Consider the following 25991-nt stretch of genomic DNA (forward strand, 5'->3'; position numbering starts at 1 on the left):
TGCGTGCCGTTCAGGCTGGAGACGGCCCGCTGCAGTGGCGCAGCGCGGCCTGCAGCATGTCGACAAACGCGCGTGTTTTCGCGGGCATGAGCTTGCGCCCCGGGTACACCGCCCAGGCCGTACTGGTGGGCAAATGCCAGCCGCACAACACGCGTCGCAGTGCGCCGGCGCGCACATCGGCGGTCGCAAAATGATCGGGCACAGCGGCAATGCCGGCACCGGCGCGGGCCAGACGGATCAGCATCTCGGGTGAATTGGCGGTGACACGCCCAGCGGGCACACCGCTCCAGCGCTGTTCGCCCTGCACCAGCATCCAGCCCGCCGGTTCGCCGTTGCCTCGCATCAACCGCACCGCCGTATGTCGGGTCAGCTCGTCAGGGGTCTGCGGGTCGCCGTGTTCGGCCAGGTAGCCGGACGAGGCATACAGGCCGTGGGTGAACACCGCCAGCTTGCTCGCCACCAAGAGCGCGTCGTCGGGCAGATCGCCCATGCGCACCGCCACATCAAAACCCTCACCCAACAGATCCACCCGCCGGGGCGACAGGTCCAGCTCCAGCGAAATGGCGGGGTGCAACGCCAGAAAAGCGGCCAGACTGTCCACCAGCACCAGGTTGGCAAAGTCGCTCGGCATCGACACGCGCAGCCGCCCGCTGGGCGCGGCCTGGCGCTGCTCGCGCAACGCGCTCACGGCGTCCAGCTCGGCCACCACCTGGCGCGCGTGCTCCAGCAGTTGCAGGCCAAATTCGGTCACGGTTTGCCGCCGGGTGGTGCGCAGCAGCAAGCGCTCGCCCATGCGCTGCTCCAGCGCTGCCAAGCGGCGCGACACGGTGGATTTGGGCAAGCCCAGCCGTTCGGCCGCGCGGCTGAAACTGCCCAGCTCGGCCACCCGGGCAAAGATCAGCAGGTCGTTGGGATCGATGCCGATCTCGGCTTTTGATTGTTCCATCATGACAACAATCATATCCATTTCAAGGGATTTTCAAGTTGATTGATGCTCCTTAAAGTCACCCCATCGACCCAACCCCTTCAAAGAAATCACCATGAACATCCTGCAAATCAACGCCAGTGCCCGCCGCGAAGGCGCCAACTCCACCCAAGTCGCCAACCGCGTGGTGGAGCGCCTGCAAGCGGCCAACCCCGCCGCCACGCTCACCCTGCGCGATCTGGCCGTGACGCCGCACCCGGTGCTGGACGAAGCCGCCCTGGGCGCCCTGTTCACCCCGGCCGAGCAGCGCACCGCCGAACAAGCCGCCCGCGTGGCGCTGGACGACGCGCTGATCGCCGAGATCCAGGCGCACGACACCCTCGTGCTGGGCGTGCCCATGTACAACTTTGGCGTGCCGGTGCAGCTCAAGGCCTGGATCGACGCGATTGCCCGCGCCGGCACCACCTTCCGCTACACCGCGACCGGCCCCGAAGGTCTGCTCAAGGGCAAGACGGTGTATGTGGCCCTGGCGCGCGGCGGCCTGTACCGCGACACGCCCAACGACTCGCAGGTGCCGTACCTCAAGGCCGTGCTGGGCTTCCTGGGCATGACCGATGTGCGCTTTATCTACGCCGAAGGTCTGGCCATGGGCCCGGAAGCCGTTGCCAAGGGCTTTGCCCAAGCCGAAGCCGACCTGGAAGCCGCCCTGGCTTGAGGTTCGCCCCCGCCGTGCTGCGCGCGCCCTCTCCAAGGGGCAACGCGGTGCGGCCCGGCGGCGCCGGGACCAAAGCGCTCTGGGTTGGGGCGCTGCGCTTCGGAGATAGCTTCAAAGATATTCACCCAGCCCCATTTTACAAGGAGACTGCCATGACCGCCGCCACCCTCACCGCCCCCAGCGTTCAGCAACCGCGCCGCGTGGAGCGGCTGATCGCGGGGCAGCCCACGTCCGACGGCGCGGGCGTCAAGCTCACCCGCGTGCTCACGCAAGACCTGCAGCGCCGGCTGGACCCGTTCCTCATGCTCGATGCCTTTGGCAGCGACAACCCCGACGACTACATCGCTGGCTTCCCGGACCACCCGCACCGCGGCTTCGAGACCATCACCTACATGATTGCGGGCCGCATGCTGCACCGCGACAGCGCAGGCCACGAAGGCCTGCTGGAAAACGGCGGCGTGCAGTGGATGACCGCCGGCAAAGGCGTGATCCACTCCGAAATTCCACAGCAGGAAGCGGGCGTGATGGAAGGCTTTCAGCTCTGGCTGAACCTGCCCGGGCGCGACAAGATGAACGCGCCCTGGTACCGCGATTTCAAAAACGCCGAGTTGCCGCGGTTCACCACGCCCGAGGGTGTGGGCGTGACCGTGATCGCGGGTGAAAGCCACGGCGTGGCCGGCGCCGTGACGCGCGAGACCACCGCGCCGGTCTACCTCGACCTGCATTTCCAGACCGGCGCCACCTTCGCTCAAGCGCTGCCCGCCACGCACAACGCCTTCGTGTACGTGTACCGCGGTGAAGTCACGGTGGGCGGTCAGCGCGTGCCAGCGCAGCGCATGGCCCTGCTGGCCAACGAGCCCGGCAGCGACGGCGTGGTAATCACAGCCAGCGCCGACGCCAAAGCCCTGCTCATCGCCGGGCGCCCGCTGAACGAGCCCATCGCGCAATACGGCCCGTTCGTCATGAACACCAAGGAAGAGATCTACCAGGCGCTGAACGATTTTCGCGACGGACGGCTGGGCGAGGAAAGCCATCGGGCCTGAACCCGTTGAGTACCAAGGCCTACCAGAACCTGCAGAGGCAGCGCCCCCAAAAAGCAAAACCCCGCCCGAGATGCACAGGCGGGGTTTTGCTTTGGGGCACACCGTCGATCAAACACCCACCGACTTCAGCCGCATCTGGTTGGGCAGCGGCACCGAGCTGCGCAGCACATCGTCGGCCAGCCACAGGGCCGATCGGCGGCCGCGTTCGGCCACCATGGGCAGCGGCATTTGCTGGTAGTCGTCGTTGAACACTTCAAAGCTGTAGTCGCCGGCGTAGCCCAGGCGGTCCAGCTTTTGCACCAGGTCCACCAGCTGCTCGCTGTGCACGCCTTCGCCCGGGAACACGCGGAAGGTGCGCGCGGTGGTCATGCGCTCTTCAAAGGTCTTGGTTTCCTGCCACATGAAGTCGGCCAGCTGCACCAGGAAGATCCTGGACGGGTCGAGGTAGTCGATCTCGTCCAGCGGCGTCTTGGCGGCAAAGATGTGGAACGAGTCCAGCCCCAGGCCCAGGTTGGGGCAGTCGGCGCGGCAGACCACGTCCCAGGCGGTGGTGAACTCGTTGATGGTGCGGCCCCACGACAGGCCTTCGTACGCGATCTTGATGCCCAGCGGCAGCGCCAGCATGGCCAGCTTGCGCAGATCGCGGGCGATGTGGTCGAGGTCTTGCGTGGCGTGGGCCGAGGTGCTTGAGCACGCCAGCAACACCTTGCAGCCCAACGCGGCAGACATCTCCAGCATGGCCTTGGCGATGTCCACCTTGTAGTGGTGCAGGTGGCCGCTCAGGCCTTCAAAGTCGCGCAGCACCTGAAAACCGGTGCCGCGCAGGCCGCTGGCCTTGACGGCGGCCACTGCAGCGTCGATACCGCCCGGATGGCCATTGATGTCGTTGGCTTTGAGCATGACCTGCGAGAAGCCCGCAGCCTTCATGGCGGCCAGCTTGGCTTCGAGCGGGCCGGCCAGGGTGATGGTGTCCATGCCGAAACCCTGTATGGCTTCGGCAATGGCGGCTTGGGTGGGCTTCATGGACTTACGCTCCCTGGTGCGGTTCGTTGTGCACCAGCTCAAACACCACCGAGCCCAGGTAGGTCTTGGTGATCGCGCCGCGCTGCTCGGTGTGGGCAGCGGGTGTTTCCACAAACTCCACACCCAGCGCGCGCAAAGCTGTCACGGCGGCCAGCACATCGGGCACACCCAGGCCAATGCGCTGAAGCTTTTCATCGGAGTCGTGCACGTTCACCTCGGGCTCCACCAGCTGCAGCATGAAGCGCTTGGCCGGGTCCAGCGCGGGGGTGCGCAGCAACGTGCCCTTGGGCATGATGCCAAAGCGCTGCTCGTCGGGAATCAGCTCGGTGCCAAACAGCTCGCTGTAAAACGCAATCCAGTCGTTGCTGCGCTCGGAGCCGATGTACTGCACCACGCCAAAAAAACCGATACCGGCGGTGGCGGCCGGGCGCTGGTCGACCGACGGAATGGGTACAAAGTCCACGTCGTAAATGGAGAACTCTTTGTAGCGGTCCACGAAATAGATGCGGCTGCCACCCGCGCCGTGGATGGCCGGGATGTTGAGCTCCATCACCTCGGCGTGCGTGGTCACGGCCCAGGCGCCGCGCTCCAGCACATAGTGGTAGGCGGCACGGGCGTCGCGCACGCGCAGCGCCATGGCGGAAATGGAGGGCACATCGCTGCCGTGCGTGGCACCCCGGGCGTCGCTCGGATGGGCATTGACCACGATGTTCAGGTCGCCCTGGCGGTACAGCAGCACCTCGCGCGAGCGGTGGCGCGCCACCGGGCGAAAGCCCATCATTTCCAGCACCTGGCCCAGCGCCTGCGGCTTGGTGGTGGCGTATTCAACGAACTCGATACCGTCAAGCCCCAGGGGGTTGGCGGCGTCGCTGAAAGAGGCTTGCAGGGGCTCGCGGGAAACCGTGGTGTTGAGCAGCAGATCACTCATGAAAATGTCTCCGGGTGAGAAAGCGCCCAGCCGCTGTCGAACCTGCGTGGCGCGCTGCAAACTGTAGGGGCTGCGCTGCCCCGCCCCACACCCCAGCCCCCTCAAGTTGTTCGATAATCGAACGCCAACGTTCAACAATCGTTCGAAACCAGGGTTTTCCTTGGCTTTCTGAACCTTCGCGCAACAAGCCCACCACGTGAATCCACTCAGCACCGAAGCCCGACCTGCCATCGACAAACGCGACTGGATCGCTGGTCTAGAGAAGGGCCTGGCGGTAATTGAAGCGTTTGACGATCAAAACCCCCGACTCACGGCCAGCCAGGCCGGCGTGCGCTGCGGCCTCACGCGCACCGCCGCGCGCCGTTACCTGCTCACGCTGGCGCACCTGGGCTATGTGGGCACAGACGGCAAGTTGTTCTGGCTAACGCCGCGCATTCTGCGGCTGGGGCATGCGTACCTGGAATCGGCGCGCCTGCCGCGCCTGGTGCAGCCGTTTCTGCAGCGCATTGCGGGTGGCACGCAAGAGGTGGCTTACCTGGGTGTGCTCGACGGTGACGACACGGTCTACATTGCCCGCAGTGGCGCCCACCGGCTCATGAACACCGGCTACATGCTGGGCGCACGCATACAGACCCAACTGTCCACAGCGGGCATGGCCATCTTGGCGGGACTGGGTGAAGCGGCGTCGGATGCCTGGCTGGCACAACGCACGCTGCGGGCTTTCACGCCCTACACCACCGCATCCAAAGAGCAGCTTCGCAGCGAACTCGACCAGTTCCGACGCCAAGGCTGGGCACAGCTGGAACAGCAACTGGAGCTGAACTACCGCGGCATTGCCGTGCCCTTGCTCGACCGCCACAACGCGGTGCACGGCGCCATCAGCATCACGATGCCCATCAACCAGGAAAGCAGCGAAGACGCCACCAAACGGGTGCTGCCGGTGCTGCAAGAAGCCGCACGCAGCCTCAGGCCCTTGTTGTGAAACAGCGCAAACGTGTTTGCGATCGCAAACCACCGTGTTACTTGTAAAAAACCTCCACCCTGCCCTTGATCTTCATCAGCAGCGGCTGGCCTTTGCGATCCACGGTTTTGCCCGCGGGCACCTTCACCCAGCCCTCGCTGATGCAGTATTCGGCCACATCAAAGCGCTCGCGGTCGTTCAGGCGAATGCCGATGTCGTGTTCAAACACAGCCGCCACGTGGTGCGGGCTTCGGGGGTCGATGGAGAGGTGGTCAGGCAGCGCTGGGGCTTGGGTCGCGTCGGTCATGGAACGTGCTCAATCAATAAAAACAAACGATCAACGGCCATTTTCGCGGATTTGATCGGGCCTTGCGCCTGCTGGCTGCGGCGCCTGCGAGCCTGAGACGGCTCAACCACCCAGGCCGGCAAACACGTTTTGCACGTCTTCGTTCGCATCCAGCGCCGCCAGAAAGGTTTCCACCTCGTCCAGCTGCGCGGGGCTCAGGCTGCTCGGGTCGATCGGGTTCTTGGGCTTGTACCCCAGCTTGGCCGACAGCACGGTAAAGCCCTGCGCAGGCAGCGCACGGCTGACCAAGTCCAGGTCGGTCGGATCGGTCATGAACACGGTCACGCCGTCTTCGTCGCCCGGCTCAACATCTTGCGCACCCGCTTCAATGGCGGCCATCTCAGGATCGGCGCCTTGTATCGCCGGTTCGGCCTCAATGATGCCCACGTGCTCGAAGTCCCAAGACACCGAGCCGCTGGTGCCCTGCTGGCCTTTGCGGAACAGCACACGCATATCGGATGCGGCGCGGTTCACGTTGTCGGTCAGGCACTCCACCATCACCGGCACCCGGTGCGGCGCAAAACCTTCATACATGACGTGCTCGAAATGCACGGCTTCGCCGGTCAGCCCTGCGCCCTTCTTGATGGCGCGGTCCAGCGTTTCTTTGGGCATAGACACCTTGCGGGCCTGCTCCACCACCAAGCGCAGACGCGCGTTGGCGGCCGGGTCAGCCCCGTGCCGGGCTGCGATCATGATGTCTTTGGCCAACTTGCCAAACAGCCGGCCCTTCGCGTTGGCGGCCAAATCTTTGTGTTTTGCTTTCCACTGCGCGCCCATGGGTTTTCCTTGTGTTGCGGCTGACCAAAGTCGGCAAGTTTAGTGGACCCCGGCCAGCCACCCGGCGGGCGAAGGTGCTGCGCAGGCGCTTGTTGGTGGCGGCAAATTGAGCCACCCCATACGGCAGCCCCTGGCAATGACCATCCCTCCATGGGCATCACCGTGGAACGTTCCAGAGGGAAAGGCAGCCACGTAGCGCGCTCATCGGGCCGATTTGCCCGCCCATCGCGTCCAGTCTGGTGGGTCCAAACGCGTACCGCACCATACGTTTGTTTACGCTAGTACGCGCCCTTCCTGCGTACACCGCATCACCAAACCCTTCCATCAATGCCACGCTCCGCATCCGACGGTTTTTCCCTGATTGAGCTGATGATCGTTGTGGCGATCACCGCCATTTTGGCGTCTGTCGCCATACCCAGCTACAACGAATACACCCTGCGTGGAAGGCTGGTCGAAGCGCACGGCACATTGAGCACCGCCCGCACGGACGTAGAACAATTTTTTCAGGACAACCGTACGTTCGTCGGCGCACCTTGTCCAGCGAACAATACCCGTATTGGCTTCAATTACACCTGCACGCTGGCAGCCACCACCTACAGCCTTTCGGCCACAGGCACCGGTGCATCGACCGGATTCACATTCACCGTCAACCAAGCCAACGTGCGCGCCACCTCCGCAGCCCCCACCGGCTGGCCCACGAACACCAGTTGCTGGGTAACGCGCAAAGCGGGCTGCTGAACACGATGCAGAGGAGTGGCATGCTACGCCCCTACTCACCCGCAGCCATGGACGCTGCCAGCACCCACCACATGCGCGGAATCACACTGGTGGAGTTGCTCACCGTCGTGAGTATATTGGGCATTCTGCTGGCGATTGCCATGCCCAACATGAGCATCTGGATGGCCAACCAGCGGGTACGCACAGAGGCTCAAACCCTGCTCGCAGGCCTGCAGCTTGCCCGTTCCGAAGCCATTCTCAACAACACCCGCGTGCTGTTTCGTCTGGAAGGCACGGCGGGCGGCTGGCTCGTGCGCCGCGCCACCACCGGTTGCAACTTCGAACCCCCCGACCCCGACGACCGACTGGTGCAACGCCATGTGCCCAGCGGTGCGAGTTCCGCTTTGACCATCAGCCCGTTCTCAGACGCTGGCGCCCAAACCGCTGCGGCCGGCGCTACCGACTTTGTCTTCGGTCCCGGAGGCATGCAGGCTTGTGTCGGCACGCTGAGCCTCACCCCGTTCCGTGCACTGGGGGTGGCTGCAACAGGCGCGACGGATCTGCGCCGCATCGTCACCTCCAGCGCAGGTCGCGCCCTGTTGTGCGACCCCGATGTCCGCCTGTCTTCGACCGACCCGCGTCGCTGCCCATGATTGCCATGAAGCCCTTCATCTCCGCCTCTTTGCGGTCTCCATCGCGCATGCGCTCCAGCCGCCAGCGAGGCGTTTCGATGATCGAGGTTCTGGTTGCTGTCCTGCTGGTCAGTCTGGGGGTGCTGGGTGTGATCGGCCTGCAAAGTCGCAGCGTGTCCGTCCTGAGCGAGACCCGCTACCGCGTCGAGGCGGCCGGGCTGGCCGACGAACTGATCGCCCGTGTCTGGTCCGAAACCACCAACGCTGGAGCCGGCAACCTATTGCCAGCCTATGTGGGCGACCCCGAGGACTTGCCGGAGGAATGGCTCGACCGCGTGAGCACCCTACCGGGCAACGAGGGTCCAGAGCAAGACCCACCGCTGATCAGCGCCGATGCAACCATCACCAACCAGGTGGTGGTGACCATTTGCTGGCGAGCACCCAACGCCAGCCGGCGCAGTTGCCATGCCGTCGTGACCGTGGTGGACCGCAATGCCTGATTGCACAAAACCCTTGCGCAAATCGCGCCAACGCGGTCTCTCGCTGATTGAACTGATGGTGTCGCTCGCCATCGGTATGGCCATCGTGCTGCTGCTGACGACCCTGACCATCGATTTCGAACGCCAAAAGCGCATCTCGGTGGGTTCGGGCGGCACCGGCGACGCCGCCGCCGTGGCCATCGGACTGATGCGCACCGCCATCGGTTCGGCGGGACACAGCATCAACTTTCCCAACGCCATCGGCTGCCAATTCCGGCTGTTCCGCGAAGCCGACAACACCGCTGTGGTATTTGACACCACCACCGCACTGCCCAGCCCGCCGGGCCTGTTTCCCGTGTTCATCGGTCAAGGGGCTGCAGGCGCATCAGACATGCTGACCGTCGCCTCGGGCAATTCGCGCCAGTTCGCCGAAACTTTTTTGCAAACAACCCATCCGGGCGACAACAGCGGCCTCATCACCGCCAGCAGTCTGGGCTTTTTCCCACCGCCACTGGCCACACCCGGGCGAGGCGATGTGGTGTTGCTGACACAGACACAAAACGGCCCTTGCCGCATTCGCGAGGTGTCTGGGCGCAGCGGCTCCACACTGCTCAACGCAGCAGGCTCGGTACGGTTCAATGAGCCCGCCGGTCTTGGCCAGGTATTCAACGCAGGCGGACCTGCCAACGGCGGCGCCAAACTGACCAACCTGGGACCCAACCCCAGCCTGCAGCAATTCACCGTGACCAATCAGCGCTTCATGGTGGCCGACCAGTTCGCAGGCACCAACGACGTGATGTTTGACCACGCGATCACCCTGCAAGCCCAATACGGCTTTTTTAACGCAACCACCAGCACGACCGATTGGTGCGATGTGCGAGGCGGCCCCGGCTGTGCGGGCGCAACTTGGGCGCAACTCACGGCGGTACGGCTCGCACTGGTCTTGCGCAGCCCCAACCTCGACTGCACCGCCAACTCGCCAACCACACTGACCTGGGGCTCCACCGACTCGCCAGACGGCACGGCCTGGACCTGGGGTTCCTTCGACGTCTCTGCCTTGCCCAACGCAAGCTGCTACCGCTACCAGGTGGTGCAATCGGTGGTGTCGGTCCGCAACATGATCTGGAGCCACACCCAATGAGTGCAGCCCGCTGTCCCCAGGCCCGGCGCGAACGTGGGCTGGCCCTGCCGCTGTCGTTGATCATGCTGGTGATTCTGCTCATCAGCGCTGCCGCGCTGGTGCGCACCGTAGACACCGCCGTGCTGGTGGCCGGCAACCTGGCGTTCAAACAGGGCGCCACACTGGCCACCGAGCGTGGCATGCGCGCCGCTGCGGCCTGGTTAGATACCCGTACCGTGGTTCAGCGCCAATCCGACGTGGCCGCCCAAGGCTACTGCGCACGCATGCACGTGCTCGACGTCAACCGAGAAGCCAACACAACGGCCGACGGCTGGGATCCCACGCTCCCGACCAACAGCACCACGCAAAACGGCTGGCACACGGGCTGCACCACACCCAACAACGTGCAGCCCGTGCAGCTCGCTGCCGATGCCGCCGGCAACACCGTGCAATACATGATCCACCGGCTGTGCCTGTGGGGCGACGGTGCCACCTCGCAGGCGGGCCCCGTGGCCGGTGTGCCCGGTGCAGTCCAGTCTTGCGCCACCTCGGCCGGCCGCGCCCAAGGCAACCAGGAAACCAGCAGCCGCCGCTCCGGCAGTGAACTCATTGGCGCTTCGGTGCGCACCGTCGCTTACCGCATCACCGTGCGGGCCACCGGTCTGAGAGGCGCGCAATCCTTCGCGCAGACCACCGTGCTGCTGGCCGAACAATGAGTGTGGCCACCCAGCCCCGTGACACCCAGGAGATCACCATGACCCCCTCGTTTGAACGACAGACCCCCAAGGCCTACCGCCGAGTCACAGCGCCTTGGTGGGTCGCGCCGCTGCTGGCCTTGGTGGCCCTGACGGCGCATGCAGAACTGACCGACCTCAGCGACTCCCCCTTGGCCAATGTGTCAAGCACCACGCAGATCAAGCCCAACATCCTGTTCGTCATGGACGACTCGGGCAGCATGGCCTGGCATTTTTCGCCCGACTATGTGACCAGTGCGTCGAGCACCTCGCTGGCGCCACGGTACACCGGCTTTTTGGGCGACCCGCCCTACATGAGCGCACAGTACAACCTGCAGTACTACAACCCACGCATCCGTTACCTCCCCCCCATTGGCTATGACGGTGGCGCTACCCAGGGAAGCCTGAGCTTTCCTTCGCAAACCCGCAGCCAGACCACCAACTGGACCCAGGTGCGAACGGACGGTTTCAACCAGCAAAATTACTCCATCCTGCACACCAACGGCAACAACAAAAACCTCAACCAAGGCGTTACCAGCACACAGACCAATTTCAACCTGGCCGAAGGCTTTCCAGACCGGGTCTACTGCACCGCAGCAGGGGACAGCGTCAACGACAACGACCTGTGCAAGACCAACAACCCGGGTTTCCTCTACGCCCACGGCCACAGCAACCTGGCGACAGGGTCTTACTCGGTGGGGGAGTCGTCATCGGGCACGCCCAAGTACCGTTTTGGCGGTCCTTATTACTACAACATACTGCCCTGGGAATACTGCGCCGACGCCGAACTGACCGATTGCGTGCAGGTCACGCCCGGTGCCGCCGCGCCCACCGGCTACCCGTTTGAGGCCCGGGTGCGCTGGTGCAGCAGCGCCACCAACGCCATGAAGACCACCACCACCGCCAGCGAGTGCCGCGGGCGGCGCGGTCCAGGCTTCCAGACTCCGCGTTTCTCACCCCAGGCCAACGCCAGCGTGGCCTACGGGCTGATCACGGTCGATGGCAATTGGTGTTCGGGCACCAGCAACTCCACCGCCTGCAATGCCTTCACCGCCAGCATCGAGGAAATTACCATCGGAGGTACCACCACCGGCGGTACCACAGTCACGCCAACCACCATTATTGGCAACACCGATCCCAGCTACGTGGGCTCATCCAGCACCCGGCACGAGATCATGGCTCGCGCCATCACCGCCGCCATCAACCAGCACACCGGGAACCCCGAATACATTGCCTGCGTGGGCGGCGGCACATCGGCCACCGACGCCCCGCGCTGCAACCAGGCGCCTTACAGCCAACTCAACTTGGGCACGCTGGGCAACAACACCGTGGTCGTGATCGCGGTCAACACACTGGATGGCGATGTCACGGACGCGGTGACCGACGAGTCACGCGCCGGTCTGAACATTGCAGTGACGCCCAATGCCGCTGAAGGCACCATGCCGGCCTGGGGGCGTATCAACGTCAGCGAATCGGGCGACGGCACAGGCAACATCTCCAGTGTGCGCGTGGGTCCAGAGGGCGGGCCCTACACAGAGATCCTCAGCGGGCCACTGGCGTCCAACTTCACCAGCAGCACGTCGGGCAACAACACCCAGAAAACCAATGCCAGGCGTGCGGCGGCGCAGGCCATCTGCAACCGCATCAATGCATTGACCGCCACCACCGGCTACCGGGCCAATACGCGTGACACGGTGCCTTCCAGCCCAACCAGCTCCATCAACACCACCTGCGACACGAGTCGGCAGACCGTTACCATCATCGCGCCCACGGAGCAGGGCGAAACCCCGAACGGTTGGGAAATCCTGACAACCCCCACCGGCACCAACACCGTGATTCTGCCGGTCACCGTCAGCGGTACCGCTCTTTTGCGTGCCGGGTACACCACACCGGTGATCGCCACCACCGCCGGGAGCATCGGCGCCGGCGCCTGGCCGGTGTCGGCCTTTCAGCGTGTGAGCATCGTGTCGACCCGCACCACCTACCCCAAGGACCCGGCGCGCACCGACTGCACCACCACCACCGGCGTGTGCACCTACGACGAAGAGATGACCAACTTCGCCAACTGGTTCACCTATTACCGCACCCGCAACCAGATGATGAAGGCCGCCACAGGCCACGCCTTCCTGAGCCTGGGCGAGAGCTACCGACTGGGCTTCAACACCATCAACAACAGTTCCTTCAACAACACCTCGGGCACGCGCTGGGCCAGCGTTCAAAACCTCAACTCGACCCAGAAAAGCCTGTTTTACGACAAGGTGTACGGCAACTCCCTCTCTGGCGGCACACCCCTGCGCCAAGCCCTGGGCCGAGCGGGCGAATACTATGCCGGCACGCTCAGCGGCGCCAACAGCCCGGTTCAATACTCCTGTCAGCGCAACTACTCGATTCTGACCACCGACGGCTACTGGAACGGCAGCACGGCCGATAGCAAGGTCAACGACGCCGACAACGTCAACAACGCCTTGCTCTACTGCACCCGGGCCAACGGGTGTTACGACGGAGGGCTGACCTCCGACCGCCAGACCCTCTCAGACGTGGCCGCCTACTACTACCGCACCGACCTGCGCGACGACCTGGTCAACAATGTGCCCGTCACGGCCGACGACCCCAACCCGGCCCAGCACATGACCACCTTCACGCTGGGCATCGGCGTGGACGGTCTGATGCGCTACCGCAAAGACTATGACACCGCCACCGATGGCGATTTCTACAAAATCCGCACCGGTGCCACCGGCTGCGAATGGCAGAGCGCCAGCGCCGTGTGCAACTGGCCGATCCCCACCAACGACAACGACACGGCGGTGGACGACCTGTGGCACGCCGCCGTGTCTGGTCACGGCAGGTACTTCAGCGCCAAAGACCCGACCTCGCTTTCCGAGGCACTGGCCGGTACGCTCAACGCGCTGCAGATCAAGACCGGCGCAGCCGCTGCGTCCTCGACCTCCACCCCCAACATCACGCAAGAAGACAACCTGGAGTTCAGCGCCACCTTCCGCACCGTGAAATGGGACGGTGAACTGGTGGCCCAGTACATCAACGTATCCGACGGCAGCACCCAGGAAGATGTGATCTGGTCGGCACGCACCCGGCTGCAAGGGCGCACCGCGGCCACCAGCGACAGCCGCATCCTGTTCACCACCAGCGACACGTCCACGCCGGCCTACCGCGACCTCGCCTGGGACAACCTGTCGGCGACCGAAAAGGCCTGGTTCGAGAACAAGTGCAGCGGCACCGGGCTGCTGAGCCAATGCGTGTCCTTGACCACCGAGCAGAAAACACTGCTCAACAACGGCGAAGCCATGCTCAAGTACCTGCGGGGCCAGCGCAGCCTGGAAAACGTAGAGATATCCACCGACAATTTCGTCGAGGTGCTTCGCCGGCGCGACTACGTGCTGGCCGACATCGCCGGCTCTCGCCCGTCCTACGTCGCCAGGCCCAAGCGCAACTACGGCGACGACGGTTATGCCAGCTTCAAGTCCACCCAAAGCGATCGGGAAGGCGTGGTCTATGTGGGCAGCAACGGTGGCATGTTGCATGCCTTCAACGTCAGTGACGGCCAGGAGCGCTGGGGCTATATGCCACGGATGGTCATGCCCAACCTCTACCAACTCGCCAGCACCGGCTACGGCACCGACCACCGCTTCTTTGTCGACGGCAGTCCCACCGTGGCCGACGTGCGCAGCTCGACCACCTCCGGCGGTGTGACCACGCATACGTGGCGCACCATTCTGGTGGGCGGAATGAACAAGGGCGGGCGCGGCTACTACGCGCTCGACATCACCGACCCCGGCGATCCGCAACCCCTGTGGGAAATTTGCCACGACGCCACACTCTGCCCGCAGCGCAACGATGCCGATATGGGCTACTCTTTCTCCGAGCCCATCGTCACCAAACTGCCCGCAGGCAGCCCCAACGCCGGTAAGTGGGTGGTGATCGTCAGCTCCGGCTACAACAACGTGTCGCCAGGTACCGGGCGCGGCTTTCTGTTTGTGCTTGACGCCCTGACGGGTGCGGTGCTGCACAAAATCGCTACCGGCGAAGGCACCACCACCACCCCCAGTGGCCTGGGCAAGGTGGCCGACTTTGTCACCAACCCCGACGTGGACAACACCGTCCTGTTGGCCTATGCCGGCGACTTGCTGGGCAACCTCTGGCGCTTCGATTTGGCCACCAACACGGCCGTCAAGCAGGCCGAACTCACCGATGCCTCCGGCACCAGCCAGCCCATCACGGCACGGCCTGAAACCGGCCAATGCGGCGACCGCAAGATGGTGTTCGTTGGTACCGGCAAGTACTTGGGCGCCTCGGACGTGGAAACGACCCAGCTGCAAACCATGTGGGGCATCAGGGACAGCAGCACGGCGCTGGGCGTGCTGCGCAGCAGCGACACCATGGTGCAGCAGACCCTCTCGGGCTCCGGCAGCACCTACACCGTCAGCAACAACCCAGTCAACCTGGCTGAGAAGAACGGCTGGTACGTCAACTTCGACCGCAACAGCGGTGAGCGCGTCAACCTCGATCCACTGCTGGTCAACAAAAACCTGCTGGTACTGACCAACCAACCGGTCTCCGACGGTTCAGCCGCCTGCGGCACCGGTGGCAAGGGTTTCCTTTATCAATTCTCGTACTGCACCGGCAGCTACCTCGCCAGCCCCAACGCACCGCAAGTGGGGGAACATATCAGCGACTCCATCGTCGTGGGCTTCACGCCCATTGGCTTGCCATCGGGCACGGTACCGGTCAAGGTCATCACCGCCGAAGGGATCAAGTTGCCACCGATCCCGATCACGCAAGAAGGTGGCGCTGGCGGTGCCATGCGGCGTATCAGCTGGCGTGAGCTCATCGACTGAACGCCGCCCGGCTTCGGCCTGGCGACGTTTGCCGATGCGGCTACCGCTGGCTCTGGCCGTCTCGGTCTGGCTGCATGCGGCGTTGGTGGTGGTGTGGCTGGACTGGGCTCCCGCAAGCCTGCCGGGTGCTGCGGTGGTGTCGGGGGTTATTGCTCCCGTTGCGATAAACGAAAGTGCTCCGGTGTTGCGGATTCGGCTGCTGAACCCGCCCACCGAAAACGTATCGGTGGTGAGCCCCGAAGTTGAAAAACCGATGGATCCGTTGGCCGAGCCACCGTCCCGTCGGTCTTCACCGCAAGCGGTCCCTGAACCTGCGTCGCAGCACACATCGTCTGGTAAACCGGACGCTGGGGTCGACACCCTGCCTGCCGTCAGCAGCGCCATATCTGAGCTGGATGGCTTTGGCCGGATGACCGGGCGGTTTCTGGAGCGCAGCGAACTCAACCGCTTTCCGGTACTGAAAAGCCCGATACGCTTTGACACCTCGGGTCTTCGCCCTGAGGACTTGGGCTGGGGCCACGCTGACCTATGGCTCTACATCTCGGCCAAAGGACGGGTGGTCGCGGTGCGGGTAGACGGCAACAGCCTCAGCCCGGCTGCACTGAAGGTGGCATTTCACGGCGTTCGCGAGGCGAGCTTCATGCCAGGTTACGTGAACGGCCGACCGGTAGCGGCCAAAATCAAATGGCGTGTGATGGTCACCGCCGAAGGCGATGTACAGGGGGCCGCAGGCCCCCCATCATGAACAAGACGGCAGCATTTCTCTCACAGTCCGTGGCCTGCCCGCGCTGTTGATGATGATTCGTGAAGACATTGCAGCGGCGGTTGTTTTTCGGCAAATGGTGATGCTTCCGGCCTGAAAAGCGCCACTCATGAGATGACTCGATCCTGCGCCTGAATACGAAACGTATTTCGCAACCGGTGTATTGCCGGCAACAACCCAGTTTTCAGGCAAAGCAGCCTCGATCAGCAGCACATGCTCACCTGGGTCAATTTGCGCATTGTTATTGGGATCAGAAAACACGATCCACCCCTGTGACCACGGGCCCTCGGAACTGCACGATTGTCCGTCTCGCGATTTGCAGATTGCCACCCGGGCATTTCGCTTGATTGCCTCACTTCTGGCCAACAACAATGTTGCCAAGAAATGGTTTGAGTAAGCCGAAAGACGGGTTCCATGACCAAAACCCGACAAACTGGGCACGGCCACTGCCAACAGAATGCCCAGTACGGCGATGACAAAAAGAGACTCCACCAGCGTGAACCCATGCAACCGACTTGTTTTCACACCCATCACCTCGGAAAACGTGGAACAAAAAATCCGGATTTGAAAATCAAACGTTCGCACAACCCATTTTCGACGCCCTTTCCCACAGAACAGCAACAAACAACCCGCTTTGACTTTGAAGCAGCAAAGATTATTAATCCGAAGAAGCCAAAAACTCTTAGGCTCAGACACAACATCCCACAACTGTAGGATGCATTGGCAGCAATAAAGAAACCGAAGCGACCACGGCAGGAATTCTGGTTAAACTGGAAATGGGATCATTCAAGAGGCAGACCACAGCCGGCGTATGCTGAAGCTGCCCACCAACCAGAGCATTTTTTTATTCGACTTCAACCGCTGGGATGAAAATCCAACACCCGCTTTCCATGAACACCCGACGCTTCAGACAGTGCTGTGGTTTTACCCTGATTGAGCTGATGATCACCGTCGCGGTCGTTGGCATCCTGGCCTCTATCGCCTTGCCCAGCTACCAGGATTACGTGCGCAAATCGCGCCGGGCCGATGCGCAGGCTTTCATGTACGAAGTCGCATCGCGCCAGCAACACCATCTGTTGGACCGGCGAATGTACGCCAGCACACTGACCACCTTGGGCCTGGTGGTTCCCCCCTCCGTTAGCGCTCATTACAGCATCGCATTGCCGACGGTGATGAACGACGCTCAACCCATGGGTTTCGTGCTTCAGGCCGCCACAAAAGGTGCCCAAGTCAACGACGCTTGCGGCACGTTGACGCTGAATGCACAAGGCGCTAAAGGCGCGGACAAAGATGGATGCTGGTGAGCACAGGATCACCCCTCCCTTGCGCGCAGAGAACCGTTTCAGAACGCTCCATGAAAAAGGCCGGACCGCTGTGACTTTGCACCCAAGACTTCAAACGCCAGCCCTTGCACAACGGGGCTTCCTGCTCATTGAAATTCTGGTTTCGCTGGTCATTGTTGCGTTTGGGTTGCTGGCTCTCGCCAGCTTCGTCGTTAAGGCCACAGCCCTTGCGGTCGACTCGGCACAACGCACACGGGCCGCAACGCTGCTCAGCGACATGGCGGGACGCATGGTTTCAAACAAAAACCACGCCAGCAGTTACATAGCCGCATCGCAACCGGGCTCCGGCTACGGCACCCCTGGCACCACCACCGTCTGTCCGGGTACAGGCATGGCAGGCGCCGACCTGTGCAACTGGCACAACCTGCTGCAGGGTACCCACGACGCCCAGACCGGTGGCAATGCCGCTGCGCTGGGATTCCGAGGCTGCCTGAGCATGGATCCAGCGGCCCCCATCTTCACCATCACGGTCGCATGGGGCGCCACCACGCCCGCCGGGCGACCGAACAGCGAGTGCGGCAAAGACCAGTTCGGGGCCGATGAATACCGCCGGATTCTGCGCACGACCATCAGAATTCCGAATCTGACCAGCTGATGCGAGCCATGAGACCCCACCACCCTGCGCAGTACGGGCTCACGATCCGCATACGCTGCACAAGCGGTTTCACACTGATCGAGTTGATGATCGGCATGACCATCGGCCTGATCGTTTTGCTCGGACTGTCGGTCTTTTTCTCCTACAACTCGCGCAATCAGCACGATCTGGATCGCAGCATCATGCGCCTGGAAAATGCACGTTTTGCCTTGGATACCCTCACAGAAGACCTGCTGCATGCAGGTTACTACGCCCGGCATGTCCCTGGAGACAGTCTTCACTTCAATGCCATCGTGCCCTGTCCGGCCTCGACCGCCCATCTGGGTTGGAACGCTGCTGCTACCGATATGCCTCCCGCCGTGGCAGGACTGACGGCAGACCCGGCGGATACCGCGCAGAAATGCCTGACGGGTCTGCGTGCCGGCACGGGCGTGATCACCGTGACCCACGCTGCAACCGGGGCATCAATGGCACCTCACAGCACGGTGGCGACCAACCTCTACATACAAACCACCAGTTGCGCAGCCGACGTGGCTCGGGTCACGATCAACACGGGGCCCGCCAGCAACTTCACGCTGCGGAATACGGCTTGCAGCGCAGCCAACAACGTACAACGCCTGTCGCAGCGCACCTATTTTTTGTCAACCTGCAGCAACTGCACCGGCAAAGACGGAATTCCGTCCCTCAAACGCGGTGAACTCATCGGCAACAGCTTCCTTGTTAACACCGTGGCCGAGGGGGTTGAGCAGCTCCAGTTTGAATACGGTGTAGACACCGACAACAACGGACAAGTTGACGAGATGCTGAGCCATACGGACATCACGGGTGTTGCACCTTATGAATGGCGCAATGTGGTGTCCGTACGGATTCATATGCTCACACGGTCCACCCTGCCCGATCCCGGTCACATTGAGCAACGAACCTTCCTGATGGGCCCATTGACCCTTGCACCAGCCGATCTGCCAAGCGGCTTCAAGCGCACCCTGCTCTCAACCACCGTGCCATTGGTCAACGTGGCGGGCCGCCGAGAATGATGAAGGGCCGTCGTCAGAAGCAGCGTTCGGACACAGAGCAAGGCGTGGTGTTGCTGGTCACCATGGTCTTCCTGTTGCTGTTTGCCATTGTTGCTGCAGCGGTGTTTCGCGGCTCCCAGACCAGCATCCAGGCGGTGGGCAATATGCAGTGGCGCGCTGAAGCCGTCAACGCATCCAACGAAGCGGTGGCCAGTATTCTCAGCGATTACAAAGGCTTCATCTTGCCCGCGCTGACACGCATGAACGCCGCAGGCAGACCCATTGGAACGTTTTTTTCCGATGTCAACGGTGACGGCAAAGCCGATATTTTGGTGAATGTGGATGCTGTCGAGTGCAACTACGTGATCGAGGTGAAGCCGGACGACCTGGACCCCGACAAGCCAGAAGACCTGGCTTGCATGAACAGCTCCAACTTGGGTAGCACCTCGTTTTGCTCAGAAGTGCAGTTCTTTGTGACGTTGACAGCGACCGATTCGGTGAGTGCGGCCAACGTACAGATGGAGCAAGGTGTTGGCGTGCGGGTAAGCAGCGTTGAACTGTGCAAGTTCTGAGCCCCATGCATCCGCAGGCCCGCACCACATCGTGGAACGAACCGCGAAACAACAACCAGCGATGGCAAGAAACCCGGCGCAAATGACACACCCTACACGCATCAGGATACCCGTACCCAGGCTTCATGCTGGCACAGTGCTGCTATCGCTTGTGGCCGTGACAGCAGTATGGGCAGCGGACACCGACATTTATGGCCCTTCATCAAGCGCATCCCGAGCGCCCAACGTGCTGATTCACCTCGACAACACGGCAAACTGGTCGGCACAAAACAACGCTTGGAAGCCCGGTAGCGTGTACGGCAAATGCAAGGTGAACGACACGGATGGCAAGACCCCCTGCAAGGAGGCAATCCGTGAGATTTTCAAAGAAAACAAAGTGGGTGATCTCAAATGGCCGTGGGAGACCCACTTCAAGGAGTGGGAGAACAACGAATCCCCCACCCAGGGACAGGTGCAGTTGCGAGCCTTGAAGTACGTGTTGAACAATCTGGTTTGCGACCCGGCCACACCCAAAACCACCATCCGTGTCGGTATTTCACTGTTTAACGGGGAAAAGGGCTCTGTGCGAAACAGCGGCGACCCCGTCGCGGTCATCCACCACGCGGTTCAGCCACTGGCGAGGTCTCCCACAGACACCTGCGCCACACTGCTGGCAAAAATCGATAAGCTGGCGGCCAACATCAACGGCTCCGACTACAAAGCCCCAGCCGACGCCAACTACAGTGCGGCGGTGTACGAAGCCTTCAAGTACTTCGGCGGGTATACCAACCCCAACCTGGTGGCGACCGACACGGCAGGCAGTCCGGTGAGCCGCTCAGGGTATGGCCCTGGCCGCTTTGGGGCCGGCAAGACGCCTCTCGATGACCCGGCGGCCTTTACCGACAACGAACACACAACGTACAACCCGCCCACATCGAACTGCAGCGGCAACTATTTGCTGCTGGTCGGCAACAGCTACCCCAACGACGAACCGCAGAGCGGCCCCTTGAGATTCAGCGGCATGGGCTACAGCCCAGTCACCCTATCGGCGACCCGTTCCGACACCAGTCGCCTGGCCGACGAATGGGCCTTTTTTGCCGCCCATACAGACACCCACCCGGCACTTGGTGTACAGCCCTTGAACACCTACGCGATGAACGTGTTCCATGCCAAACCCGATGCCAGACAAACCAAACTGCTGAAGTCCATGGCCGCAGTGGGCAGCCCGGACAACGCTTATGTCGAGGTCGGCGGGGACCTGCTGAAACTCATTTCCGCATTTGAAGAGGTGTTTCTGAGGGTCTCAACCCAGGACAGCGTATTTGCTTCAACGGCACTCCCGGTGGCCAGCAGCGTCCAAGGCACCTTCTTGAACCAGGTGTACGTGGGCATGTTTCGCCCAGATGGCAACTTTCGCCCCCGTTGGGTCGGCAACATGCGCCAGTACCACATGGGATTCAACAACCATGCACTCACCCTGCTGGACGCCAACAACAAACCCGCCACCTCTGGCGGTTTCTTCGCCTCTACGGCCAGGAGTTTCTGGACCGACAACAGCGTATTCTTTGACCTGAACCCCTTGGGAACACCGGCGAGCAGCAGCGACAACCCCGACGGCGCAGTCACTGAAAAAGGCGGTGCGGCGCAAATGCTGCGCCAAACCAACATACACAACGCAAGCGCGCGCAAGGTCTACACCTTACCCGCCGTCCCAACCCGTGGGGCGTCCCTGTCCTCCTCGCCTTTTGACACCCACAACACGGGGCTATCGGCGGAGCTGGTCAACTGGGCACGTGGGGAAAACAATGTTCCCACCGGAGCGGACGGGCTGCATGCAGAGCAATTCAACGGCTCCTACCTGAACGGCACCACCGCAACACCGCTGAGCAACACCGGTGCGCGCCACAGCATGCACGGCGATGTGCTGCACACGACACCCACGGCGCTGAACTACGGCGGCGGCGATGTGGTGGTTTACTACGGCACCAACGACGGTCACTTCCACGCCGTTGACGGCCGCAAGAGCGGCACCGGTGCAGGCTCGGAACTGTGGTCCTTCGTCCCTCGGGAGCATTACGAGTTGATGGAGCGCCTGCGCAACGGGGTACCTCGGGTTCAAACCCCGGAAAACAACGACTTGGGCGAACGCCTTTCGGCAGGTGACAAGCAACCGCGAACCTATGGCATGGACGGCCCTATCGGCAGCTATGTCCGCTACACCGGCAACACACTGACCGAAGCCATCATTTACCCCAGCATGCGACGCGGCGGGCGCACCGTGTATGCACTGGATGTCACGGACAAAAACGATCCCAAATTCAAGTGGAAAATCACCGGTGGAAATTCCGGGGACTTTGCCACATTGGCACAAACCTGGTCCATGCCGCGCACCATGGCGGTAGACAATGAAGCAACGCCCAACCTGCTCACGGTGATGGGCGGTGGCTACGACCCCGCCGAGGACAACAACACGTCTGGCGGTATCGGCCATGCGGTATTCGTCATCAACGGACGCACGGGTGCCCTGATCAAGCGGATTGACACCGATTTTTCGGTGCCCAGCGAAATCACGTGGGTCGACACCAACCGAGACGGCCGGCCTGACCGGCTGTATTTCGCCGATGTGCGCGGCAACCTGTACCGCATCGATGTGCCCGCCAGCGGCAGTCTCGTGTCGCCCGCCACCTGGGACCTGGTAAAAGCCCACAAAATCGCTGCGCTGGAAGGCAAGGTGTTTTACCGGCCAGACGTGGTGATAACCAAAAATTACGCTGCCATCATGGTGGGCACAGGCGACCGGGAAAAACCCACGACAAAGATCACCAACAACCACTTCTTCCTGATCAAGGATCCTCTGCAAAAACCGATTCTCAAGGCTCTGAGCCTCACAGATCTCACCAAAATCGCCATCGTCAACAACGCCACCATGGTGCCTGAGCCAACCACAGACCGTGTCAATGAGAATGGCTGCTACATCCAACTGGCCACCAACGGTGAAAAAGTCATCAACGCACCGTTGACAGCGTCGGGCATGACCTATTTCGGAACCCACCGGCCCACCCCAGAAACCCGAAACACCTGCGTGAGCGGCCTTGGTCAGGGATTTTTTTACCAATTCCCGCTGTTTTGCCAACCGCCACAGGCGCCCACAGAAATCCTCGGGGGAGGCATGCCCCCTTCACCGGTGGGTGGGGTGCTGTTGTTGGACAGCAAGGATAGAAATGGAAACCCGACCACTTACAAGCAGCCGTTCCTCATCGGTGGTTCGGGCCCATCGCCTCTGGACGCGATCGATCCCCAACCGCCGGTTGCTCCAAAGCGACGGCCCCTCTACTGGCGCATCAACACCAACCACTGATGAAAGAGGCTCACCAAGCCCCGTATGATCCGGCCACGCTGGAGCCCGCCAGATCTGTGGCTGCCATGGGTTAGAAATACCCGTGGTGTTTGACCTTATTTTCAATTTCGCATGGGTTGCCTACACACCCTTGGAAGTCGAAATATCTTGCTTGATTGATTTATGGAATGCTTGAACCAACTCGCTGAAAACGCCATCGGCCTGTCGGATCCGAACCCTCGGGTAGCCTGTCGCCTGGAGACGCTCGACGGCCGGCGTTTTAGCGGCTACACCCAGCAGGCTGGTGGCGCGCACGCAGAGGTCATGGCTTTGCGCGCTGCGCAGGAAGCGGGTATCGACGTTCGCGGCGCCACCGCCTACGTCACCCTAGAGCCTTGCTCACACCACGGCCGCACGCCACCGTGTTGTGATGCGCTGGTGGCTGCCGGTGTGGGCCGCGTGGTGATTGCTGTGCTGGACCCGAACCCGTTGGTCAGCGGCCGCGGCGCAGAGCGCTTGCGCGCCGCTGGCGTGGCGGTGGATGTGCTGCCAGCCCAAAGCGCGCAGGCCCGCGCAGCGCGCGAACTGAACATAGGTTTTTTCAGCCGCATGATCCGCCAGCGGCCCTGGGTGCGCATGAAGATGGCGGCATCGCTGGACGGCGTGACGGCGTTGGACAACGGCGTGAGCCAGTGGATCACGGGCGAAGCCGCCCGGGCCGACGGCCATGCCTGGCGGGCACGCGCTGGCGCGGTGTTGACCGGCATTGGCACGGTGCTGGAAGACAACCCCATGCTGGATGTGCGTCTGGCGCCCACGAACCGGCAACCGCATCTGGTGATCGTGGACAGCCGATTGGAGACACCACCGAGCGCGCGGCTGTTGGGCACACCGGCCAACGGTCTGCCGCGCCAGGTGTGGATTTACTGCGCCGTGAACGACGCAGACAAACAGGCGGCGCTGGAGGCCCTGGGGGCTCAGGTGGTCCATTTGCCGTCCCCGTCGGGCAAGGTCGATCTGGCGGCCCTGCTGCACGACCTGGCCCGGCGCGAGGTGAATGAACTGCACCTCGAAGCCGGCCACAAGCTCAATGGGTCGTTTTTGCGCGAGGGTCTGGTGGACGAATGCCTGGTGTACCTGGCCCCCAAGCTGCTGGGCCAGGGCGCGGGTTTGTCCAACTTCGGCCCCCTGAATGCTTTGCAAGAGGGCGTGCCGCTGGCCTTCCACTCGGTGGACGCGGTCGGCGAAGACTTGCGGATCGTGGCCCGGGTGGTGGGGCGAGACGGGTTTTTACATGCGGGGTGACGGAGGTGCTCTGAAACCCTGCCAAAATACGCGCCTATGTTTACCGGCATCATCACCGGCGTGGGGCGCATCGCCGCCCTCCACGCTCTGGGCAGCTCATTGGACCATGGCAGGCGACTCACCCTAGAGGCGCCGCCAGGCTACCTCGACGACGTTGGACTGGGCGACAGCATTGCGCTCAACGGCGCGTGTATGACGGTCACGTCGCTGGACCTGCCCCAGCGCCACTTCACCATCGACATCTCGGCGGAATCGCTGGCCCGCACCACCGGCCTGGCCGATATCGGTCGGCGCATCAACCTGGAAAAAGCGCTGCGTGCGCACGACCGCCTGGGCGGACACATTGTGTCGGGCCATGTGGACGGTGTGGGGACCGTGACGCGGTTTGAGCAGGTGGGTGAGAGCTGGGAACTGTGCGTGATGGCCCCGCCCGAGCTGGGCAAATACCTGGCATACAAAGGCTCGATCGCGATCAACGGCGTCAGCCTGACCGTGAACCAGGTCAGTGACAGCGAACAAGGCTGCGAATTCAGCATCAACCTCATTCCCCACACGGTAGAAAACACCGCACTGGGCCAACTGACCGCGGGCAGCCCGGTCAACCTCGAAATCGATACCGTCGCGCGCTATGTGGAACGCATGCTCAGCGCCGGCAACCTCACCCCCAAGGACAAGAACGCATGAGCGACCAAGACACCCTGACGCCGGTTCAGATTTCCCCGGTTGAAGACATCGTGGCCGACATGCGCGCTGGGCGCATCGTGATCCTGGTGGACGAAGAGGACCGCGAGAATGAAGGCGACCTGGTGCTGGCGGCCGACCACGTGACGCCCGATGCCATCAACTTCATGGCGCGCTTTGGCCGTGGGCTGATTTGCCTCACGCTCTCGCGCGAGCGCTGCGAACAGCTGAAATTGCCACCCATGGTGGCACGCAACGGCGACAAAAAAGGCACCGCCTTCACCGTGTCCATTGAAGCCGCCGAGGGCGTGACCACCGGCATTTCAGCCGCCGACCGCTCTCGCACGGTACAAGCGGCGGTGAACCCCAAAGCCGTGCCCGACGACTTGGTGCAGCCCGGCCACATTTTCCCGCTGCAGGCTGTGGACGGTGGCGTGCTCATGCGTGCCGGACACACCGAAGCCGGCTGCGATCTGGCCGTGATGGCGGGCTGCTCGCCCGCTTCCGTGATCTGCGAGATCATGAAAGACGACGGCACCATGGCCCGCCTGCCCGACCTGCAGCTGTTTGCGGCCGAGCACGGCCTGAAGATTGGCACCATTGCCGACCTGATTGCGTACCGCAGCCGCACCGAAAGCCTGGTAGAAAAACTGGGTACGCGCAGCCTGAACACCGCATTTGGTGAATTCAGCGCCACCGCATTCCGCGACAAACCCAGCGGCGCCCTGCACCTGGCCTTGGTCAAAGGCGCCTGGGCGGCCGAACACAGCGTGGACGTGCGCGTGCACGAACCGCTGTCGGTGCTGGACGCGCTGGAAGTGGGCCGCTCCATGCACAGCTGGAGTCTGGAAGCCAGCCTGCGGCACATTGCCGAAGCCGGCGCGGGCGTGGCAGTGTTGCTGAACTGCGGCGAAACCGCCGATCAGCTGCTGGCCCAGTTTGAGGGCACGGCCCGTTCGGCGCAGGCGCCCGAGCGTGGTCGCATGGACCTGCGCACCTACGGCGTGGGCGCGCAGATTTTGCGCGACTGCGGCGTGCAAAAAATGCGCCTCATGGGCAACCCACGCCGCATGCCCAGCATGACCGGTTATGGGCTTGAAATCACCGGCTACCTGAGCCGAACGGCCTGACCGCCACCGCCCCAACGTCC

24 protein-coding genes are annotated in these 25991 nt (G+C 62.7%); 18 read left to right on the forward strand and 6 right to left on the reverse strand.

Features of this window, described 5'->3' with window-relative positions; genetic code table 11:
- Positions 1-10: 10 nt before the first annotated feature.
- Positions 11-967 carry a LysR family transcriptional regulator gene (locus Q7J58_RS11705; RefSeq protein WP_304827917.1) on the reverse strand — a complete coding sequence of 319 codons (957 nt, stop codon included), beginning with the start codon at positions 965-967 and terminating at the stop codon, positions 11-13.
- A 73-nt stretch (positions 968-1040) separates the two neighbouring features.
- Between Q7J58_RS11705 and Q7J58_RS11710 the strand changes: the two genes are divergently transcribed.
- Positions 1041-1640: an NAD(P)H-dependent oxidoreductase gene (locus Q7J58_RS11710; RefSeq protein WP_304827920.1), complete on the forward strand. Its 600-nt coding sequence runs from the start codon at positions 1041-1043 to the stop codon at positions 1638-1640.
- 152 nt (positions 1641-1792) lie between these two features.
- Positions 1793-2683 (forward strand): pirin family protein, encoded by an 891-nt coding sequence (locus tag Q7J58_RS11715; protein WP_304827923.1) that lies wholly within the window; start codon positions 1793-1795, stop codon positions 2681-2683.
- Between the two features lie 108 nt (positions 2684-2791).
- On the opposite strand, the gene Q7J58_RS11720 is transcribed toward Q7J58_RS11715, so the two are convergent.
- Both Q7J58_RS11720 and Q7J58_RS11725 read right to left on the reverse strand, forming a co-directional pair.
- Positions 2792-3706, reverse strand: a complete 915-nt coding sequence (locus Q7J58_RS11720; protein ID WP_304827926.1) for a sugar phosphate isomerase/epimerase family protein — start codon at positions 3704-3706, stop codon at positions 2792-2794.
- 4 nt (positions 3707-3710) lie between these two features.
- Positions 3711-4634, reverse strand: a complete 924-nt coding sequence (locus Q7J58_RS11725) for a VOC family protein (protein WP_304827929.1) — start codon at positions 4632-4634, stop codon at positions 3711-3713.
- Between the two features lie 229 nt (positions 4635-4863).
- Here Q7J58_RS11725 and Q7J58_RS11730 point away from each other — a divergent pair, with 229 nt between their 5' ends.
- Positions 4864-5616: an IclR family transcriptional regulator C-terminal domain-containing protein gene (locus tag Q7J58_RS11730; protein ID WP_304828020.1), complete on the forward strand. Its 753-nt coding sequence runs from the start codon at positions 4864-4866 to the stop codon at positions 5614-5616.
- A gap of 37 nt (positions 5617-5653) precedes the next feature.
- On the opposite strand, the gene Q7J58_RS11735 is transcribed toward Q7J58_RS11730, so the two are convergent.
- Together Q7J58_RS11735 and Q7J58_RS11740 are read right to left on the reverse strand one after the other, a co-directional pair.
- Positions 5654-5902, reverse strand: a complete 249-nt coding sequence (locus Q7J58_RS11735) for a DUF3297 family protein (RefSeq protein WP_304827931.1) — start codon at positions 5900-5902, stop codon at positions 5654-5656.
- A gap of 102 nt (positions 5903-6004) precedes the next feature.
- Positions 6005-6718 carry a YebC/PmpR family DNA-binding transcriptional regulator gene (locus Q7J58_RS11740; RefSeq protein ID WP_304827934.1) on the reverse strand — a complete coding sequence of 238 codons (714 nt, stop codon included), beginning with the start codon at positions 6716-6718 and terminating at the stop codon, positions 6005-6007.
- 327 nt (positions 6719-7045) lie between these two features.
- Here Q7J58_RS11740 and Q7J58_RS11745 point away from each other — a divergent pair, with 327 nt between their 5' ends.
- From Q7J58_RS11745 to Q7J58_RS11775, 7 genes are read left to right on the forward strand one after another with little or no spacing between them, the layout of a single operon-like run.
- On the forward strand, positions 7046-7456 hold the full coding sequence (locus tag Q7J58_RS11745; protein WP_304827938.1) for a type IV pilin protein: 411 nt from the start codon (positions 7046-7048) through the stop codon (positions 7454-7456).
- 20 nt (positions 7457-7476) lie between these two features.
- Positions 7477-8088: a GspH/FimT family pseudopilin gene (locus Q7J58_RS11750; protein WP_304827940.1), complete on the forward strand. Its 612-nt coding sequence runs from the start codon at positions 7477-7479 to the stop codon at positions 8086-8088.
- 47 nt (positions 8089-8135) lie between these two features.
- Positions 8136-8567 carry a type IV pilus modification protein PilV gene (pilV, locus tag Q7J58_RS11755; RefSeq protein WP_304828022.1) on the forward strand — a complete coding sequence of 144 codons (432 nt, stop codon included), beginning with the start codon at positions 8136-8138 and terminating at the stop codon, positions 8565-8567.
- Entirely contained in the window at positions 8560-9687 is a 1128-nt protein-coding gene (locus tag Q7J58_RS11760) for a PilW family protein (protein ID WP_304827943.1), read from the forward strand. Before pilV ends, Q7J58_RS11760 begins: the two co-directional genes overlap by 8 nt.
- Positions 9684-10382, forward strand: a complete 699-nt coding sequence (locus Q7J58_RS11765) for a hypothetical protein (RefSeq protein WP_304827946.1) — start codon at positions 9684-9686, stop codon at positions 10380-10382. The genes Q7J58_RS11760 and Q7J58_RS11765 overlap by 4 nt, the downstream gene beginning before the upstream one ends.
- 38 nt (positions 10383-10420) lie before the next feature.
- Positions 10421-15253, forward strand: coding sequence for a PilC/PilY family type IV pilus protein (locus Q7J58_RS11770; protein ID WP_304827949.1), 4833 nt, complete (start codon positions 10421-10423; stop codon positions 15251-15253).
- Positions 15237-15998: a hypothetical protein gene (locus tag Q7J58_RS11775; RefSeq protein ID WP_304827952.1), complete on the forward strand. Its 762-nt coding sequence runs from the start codon at positions 15237-15239 to the stop codon at positions 15996-15998. The genes Q7J58_RS11770 and Q7J58_RS11775 overlap by 17 nt, the downstream gene beginning before the upstream one ends.
- On the opposite strand, the gene Q7J58_RS11780 is transcribed toward Q7J58_RS11775, so the two are convergent.
- Entirely contained in the window at positions 15993-16601 is a 609-nt protein-coding gene (locus Q7J58_RS11780; RefSeq protein ID WP_304827955.1) for a GspH/FimT family pseudopilin, read from the reverse strand. The two genes, Q7J58_RS11775 and Q7J58_RS11780, sit on opposite strands and share 6 nt — an antisense overlap.
- 305 nt (positions 16602-16906) lie before the next feature.
- Here Q7J58_RS11780 and Q7J58_RS11785 point away from each other — a divergent pair, with 305 nt between their 5' ends.
- The 8 genes from Q7J58_RS11785 to ribBA all read left to right on the forward strand — a co-directional run bounded on the left by Q7J58_RS11785 (position 16907) and on the right by ribBA (position 25971).
- Positions 16907-17320: a type IV pilin protein gene (locus Q7J58_RS11785; RefSeq protein ID WP_304827957.1), complete on the forward strand. Its 414-nt coding sequence runs from the start codon at positions 16907-16909 to the stop codon at positions 17318-17320.
- A gap of 268 nt (positions 17321-17588) precedes the next feature.
- The gene (locus Q7J58_RS11790) at positions 17589-17954 is read left to right on the forward strand and encodes a hypothetical protein (protein ID WP_304827960.1); all 366 of its coding nucleotides are present in this window, start codon (positions 17589-17591) and stop codon (positions 17952-17954) included.
- An 8-nt stretch (positions 17955-17962) separates the two neighbouring features.
- Entirely contained in the window at positions 17963-18988 is a 1026-nt protein-coding gene (locus Q7J58_RS11795; protein WP_304827963.1) for a PilW family protein, read from the forward strand.
- Positions 18988-19539: a hypothetical protein gene (locus Q7J58_RS11800; protein WP_304827966.1), complete on the forward strand. Its 552-nt coding sequence runs from the start codon at positions 18988-18990 to the stop codon at positions 19537-19539. Before Q7J58_RS11795 ends, Q7J58_RS11800 begins: the two co-directional genes overlap by 1 nt.
- 226 nt (positions 19540-19765) lie before the next feature.
- Complete coding sequence (locus Q7J58_RS11805; protein ID WP_304827969.1) at positions 19766-22876, forward strand: PilC/PilY family type IV pilus protein; 3111 nt, start codon at positions 19766-19768, stop codon at positions 22874-22876.
- 162 nt (positions 22877-23038) lie between these two features.
- Positions 23039-24160: a bifunctional diaminohydroxyphosphoribosylaminopyrimidine deaminase/5-amino-6-(5-phosphoribosylamino)uracil reductase RibD gene (ribD, locus tag Q7J58_RS11810; protein WP_304827972.1), complete on the forward strand. Its 1122-nt coding sequence runs from the start codon at positions 23039-23041 to the stop codon at positions 24158-24160.
- 36 nt (positions 24161-24196) lie between these two features.
- Positions 24197-24844: a riboflavin synthase gene (locus Q7J58_RS11815; protein WP_304827975.1), complete on the forward strand. Its 648-nt coding sequence runs from the start codon at positions 24197-24199 to the stop codon at positions 24842-24844.
- Positions 24841-25971, forward strand: a complete 1131-nt coding sequence (ribBA, locus tag Q7J58_RS11820; RefSeq protein ID WP_304827978.1) for a bifunctional 3,4-dihydroxy-2-butanone-4-phosphate synthase/GTP cyclohydrolase II — start codon at positions 24841-24843, stop codon at positions 25969-25971. The genes Q7J58_RS11815 and ribBA overlap by 4 nt, the downstream gene beginning before the upstream one ends.
- Positions 25972-25991 lie beyond the last annotated feature (20 nt).

The sequence above is a fragment of the Hydrogenophaga sp. genome (genome assembly GCF_030656115.1).
In the GTDB taxonomy this organism is placed as follows: domain Bacteria; phylum Pseudomonadota; class Gammaproteobacteria; order Burkholderiales; family Burkholderiaceae_C; genus Hydrogenophaga.

Excerpts from the sequence above, each read along its gene's own strand:
- Q7J58_RS11705 (WP_304827917.1), bottom strand. The coding sequence starts at position 967 with ATGGATATGATTGTTGTCATGATGGAACAATCAAAAGCCGAGATCGGC.
- Q7J58_RS11710 (WP_304827920.1), top strand. The coding sequence starts at position 1,041 with ATGAACATCCTGCAAATCAACGCCAGTGCCCGCCGCGAAGGCGCCAAC.
- Q7J58_RS11715 (WP_304827923.1), top strand. The coding sequence starts at position 1,793 with ATGACCGCCGCCACCCTCACCGCCCCCAGCGTTCAGCAACCGCGCCGC.
- Q7J58_RS11720 (WP_304827926.1), bottom strand. The coding sequence starts at position 3,706 with ATGAAGCCCACCCAAGCCGCCATTGCCGAAGCCATACAGGGTTTCGGC.
- Q7J58_RS11725 (WP_304827929.1), bottom strand. The coding sequence starts at position 4,634 with ATGAGTGATCTGCTGCTCAACACCACGGTTTCCCGCGAGCCCCTGCAA.
- Q7J58_RS11735 (WP_304827931.1), bottom strand. The coding sequence starts at position 5,902 with ATGACCGACGCGACCCAAGCCCCAGCGCTGCCTGACCACCTCTCCATC.
- Q7J58_RS11740 (WP_304827934.1), bottom strand. The coding sequence starts at position 6,718 with ATGGGCGCGCAGTGGAAAGCAAAACACAAAGATTTGGCCGCCAACGCG.
- Q7J58_RS11745 (WP_304827938.1), top strand. The coding sequence starts at position 7,046 with ATGCCACGCTCCGCATCCGACGGTTTTTCCCTGATTGAGCTGATGATC.
- Q7J58_RS11750 (WP_304827940.1), top strand. The coding sequence starts at position 7,477 with ATGCTACGCCCCTACTCACCCGCAGCCATGGACGCTGCCAGCACCCAC.
- pilV (WP_304828022.1), top strand. The coding sequence starts at position 8,136 with ATGCGCTCCAGCCGCCAGCGAGGCGTTTCGATGATCGAGGTTCTGGTT.
- Q7J58_RS11760 (WP_304827943.1), top strand. The coding sequence starts at position 8,560 with ATGCCTGATTGCACAAAACCCTTGCGCAAATCGCGCCAACGCGGTCTC.
- Q7J58_RS11765 (WP_304827946.1), top strand. The coding sequence starts at position 9,684 with ATGAGTGCAGCCCGCTGTCCCCAGGCCCGGCGCGAACGTGGGCTGGCC.
- Q7J58_RS11770 (WP_304827949.1), top strand. The coding sequence starts at position 10,421 with ATGACCCCCTCGTTTGAACGACAGACCCCCAAGGCCTACCGCCGAGTC.
- Q7J58_RS11785 (WP_304827957.1), top strand. The coding sequence starts at position 16,907 with ATGAACACCCGACGCTTCAGACAGTGCTGTGGTTTTACCCTGATTGAG.
- Q7J58_RS11790 (WP_304827960.1), top strand. The coding sequence starts at position 17,589 with ATGGTTTCAAACAAAAACCACGCCAGCAGTTACATAGCCGCATCGCAA.
- Q7J58_RS11795 (WP_304827963.1), top strand. The coding sequence starts at position 17,963 with ATGAGACCCCACCACCCTGCGCAGTACGGGCTCACGATCCGCATACGC.
- Q7J58_RS11800 (WP_304827966.1), top strand. The coding sequence starts at position 18,988 with ATGAAGGGCCGTCGTCAGAAGCAGCGTTCGGACACAGAGCAAGGCGTG.
- ribD (WP_304827972.1), top strand. The coding sequence starts at position 23,039 with ATGGAATGCTTGAACCAACTCGCTGAAAACGCCATCGGCCTGTCGGAT.
- Q7J58_RS11815 (WP_304827975.1), top strand. The coding sequence starts at position 24,197 with ATGTTTACCGGCATCATCACCGGCGTGGGGCGCATCGCCGCCCTCCAC.
- ribBA (WP_304827978.1), top strand. The coding sequence starts at position 24,841 with ATGAGCGACCAAGACACCCTGACGCCGGTTCAGATTTCCCCGGTTGAA.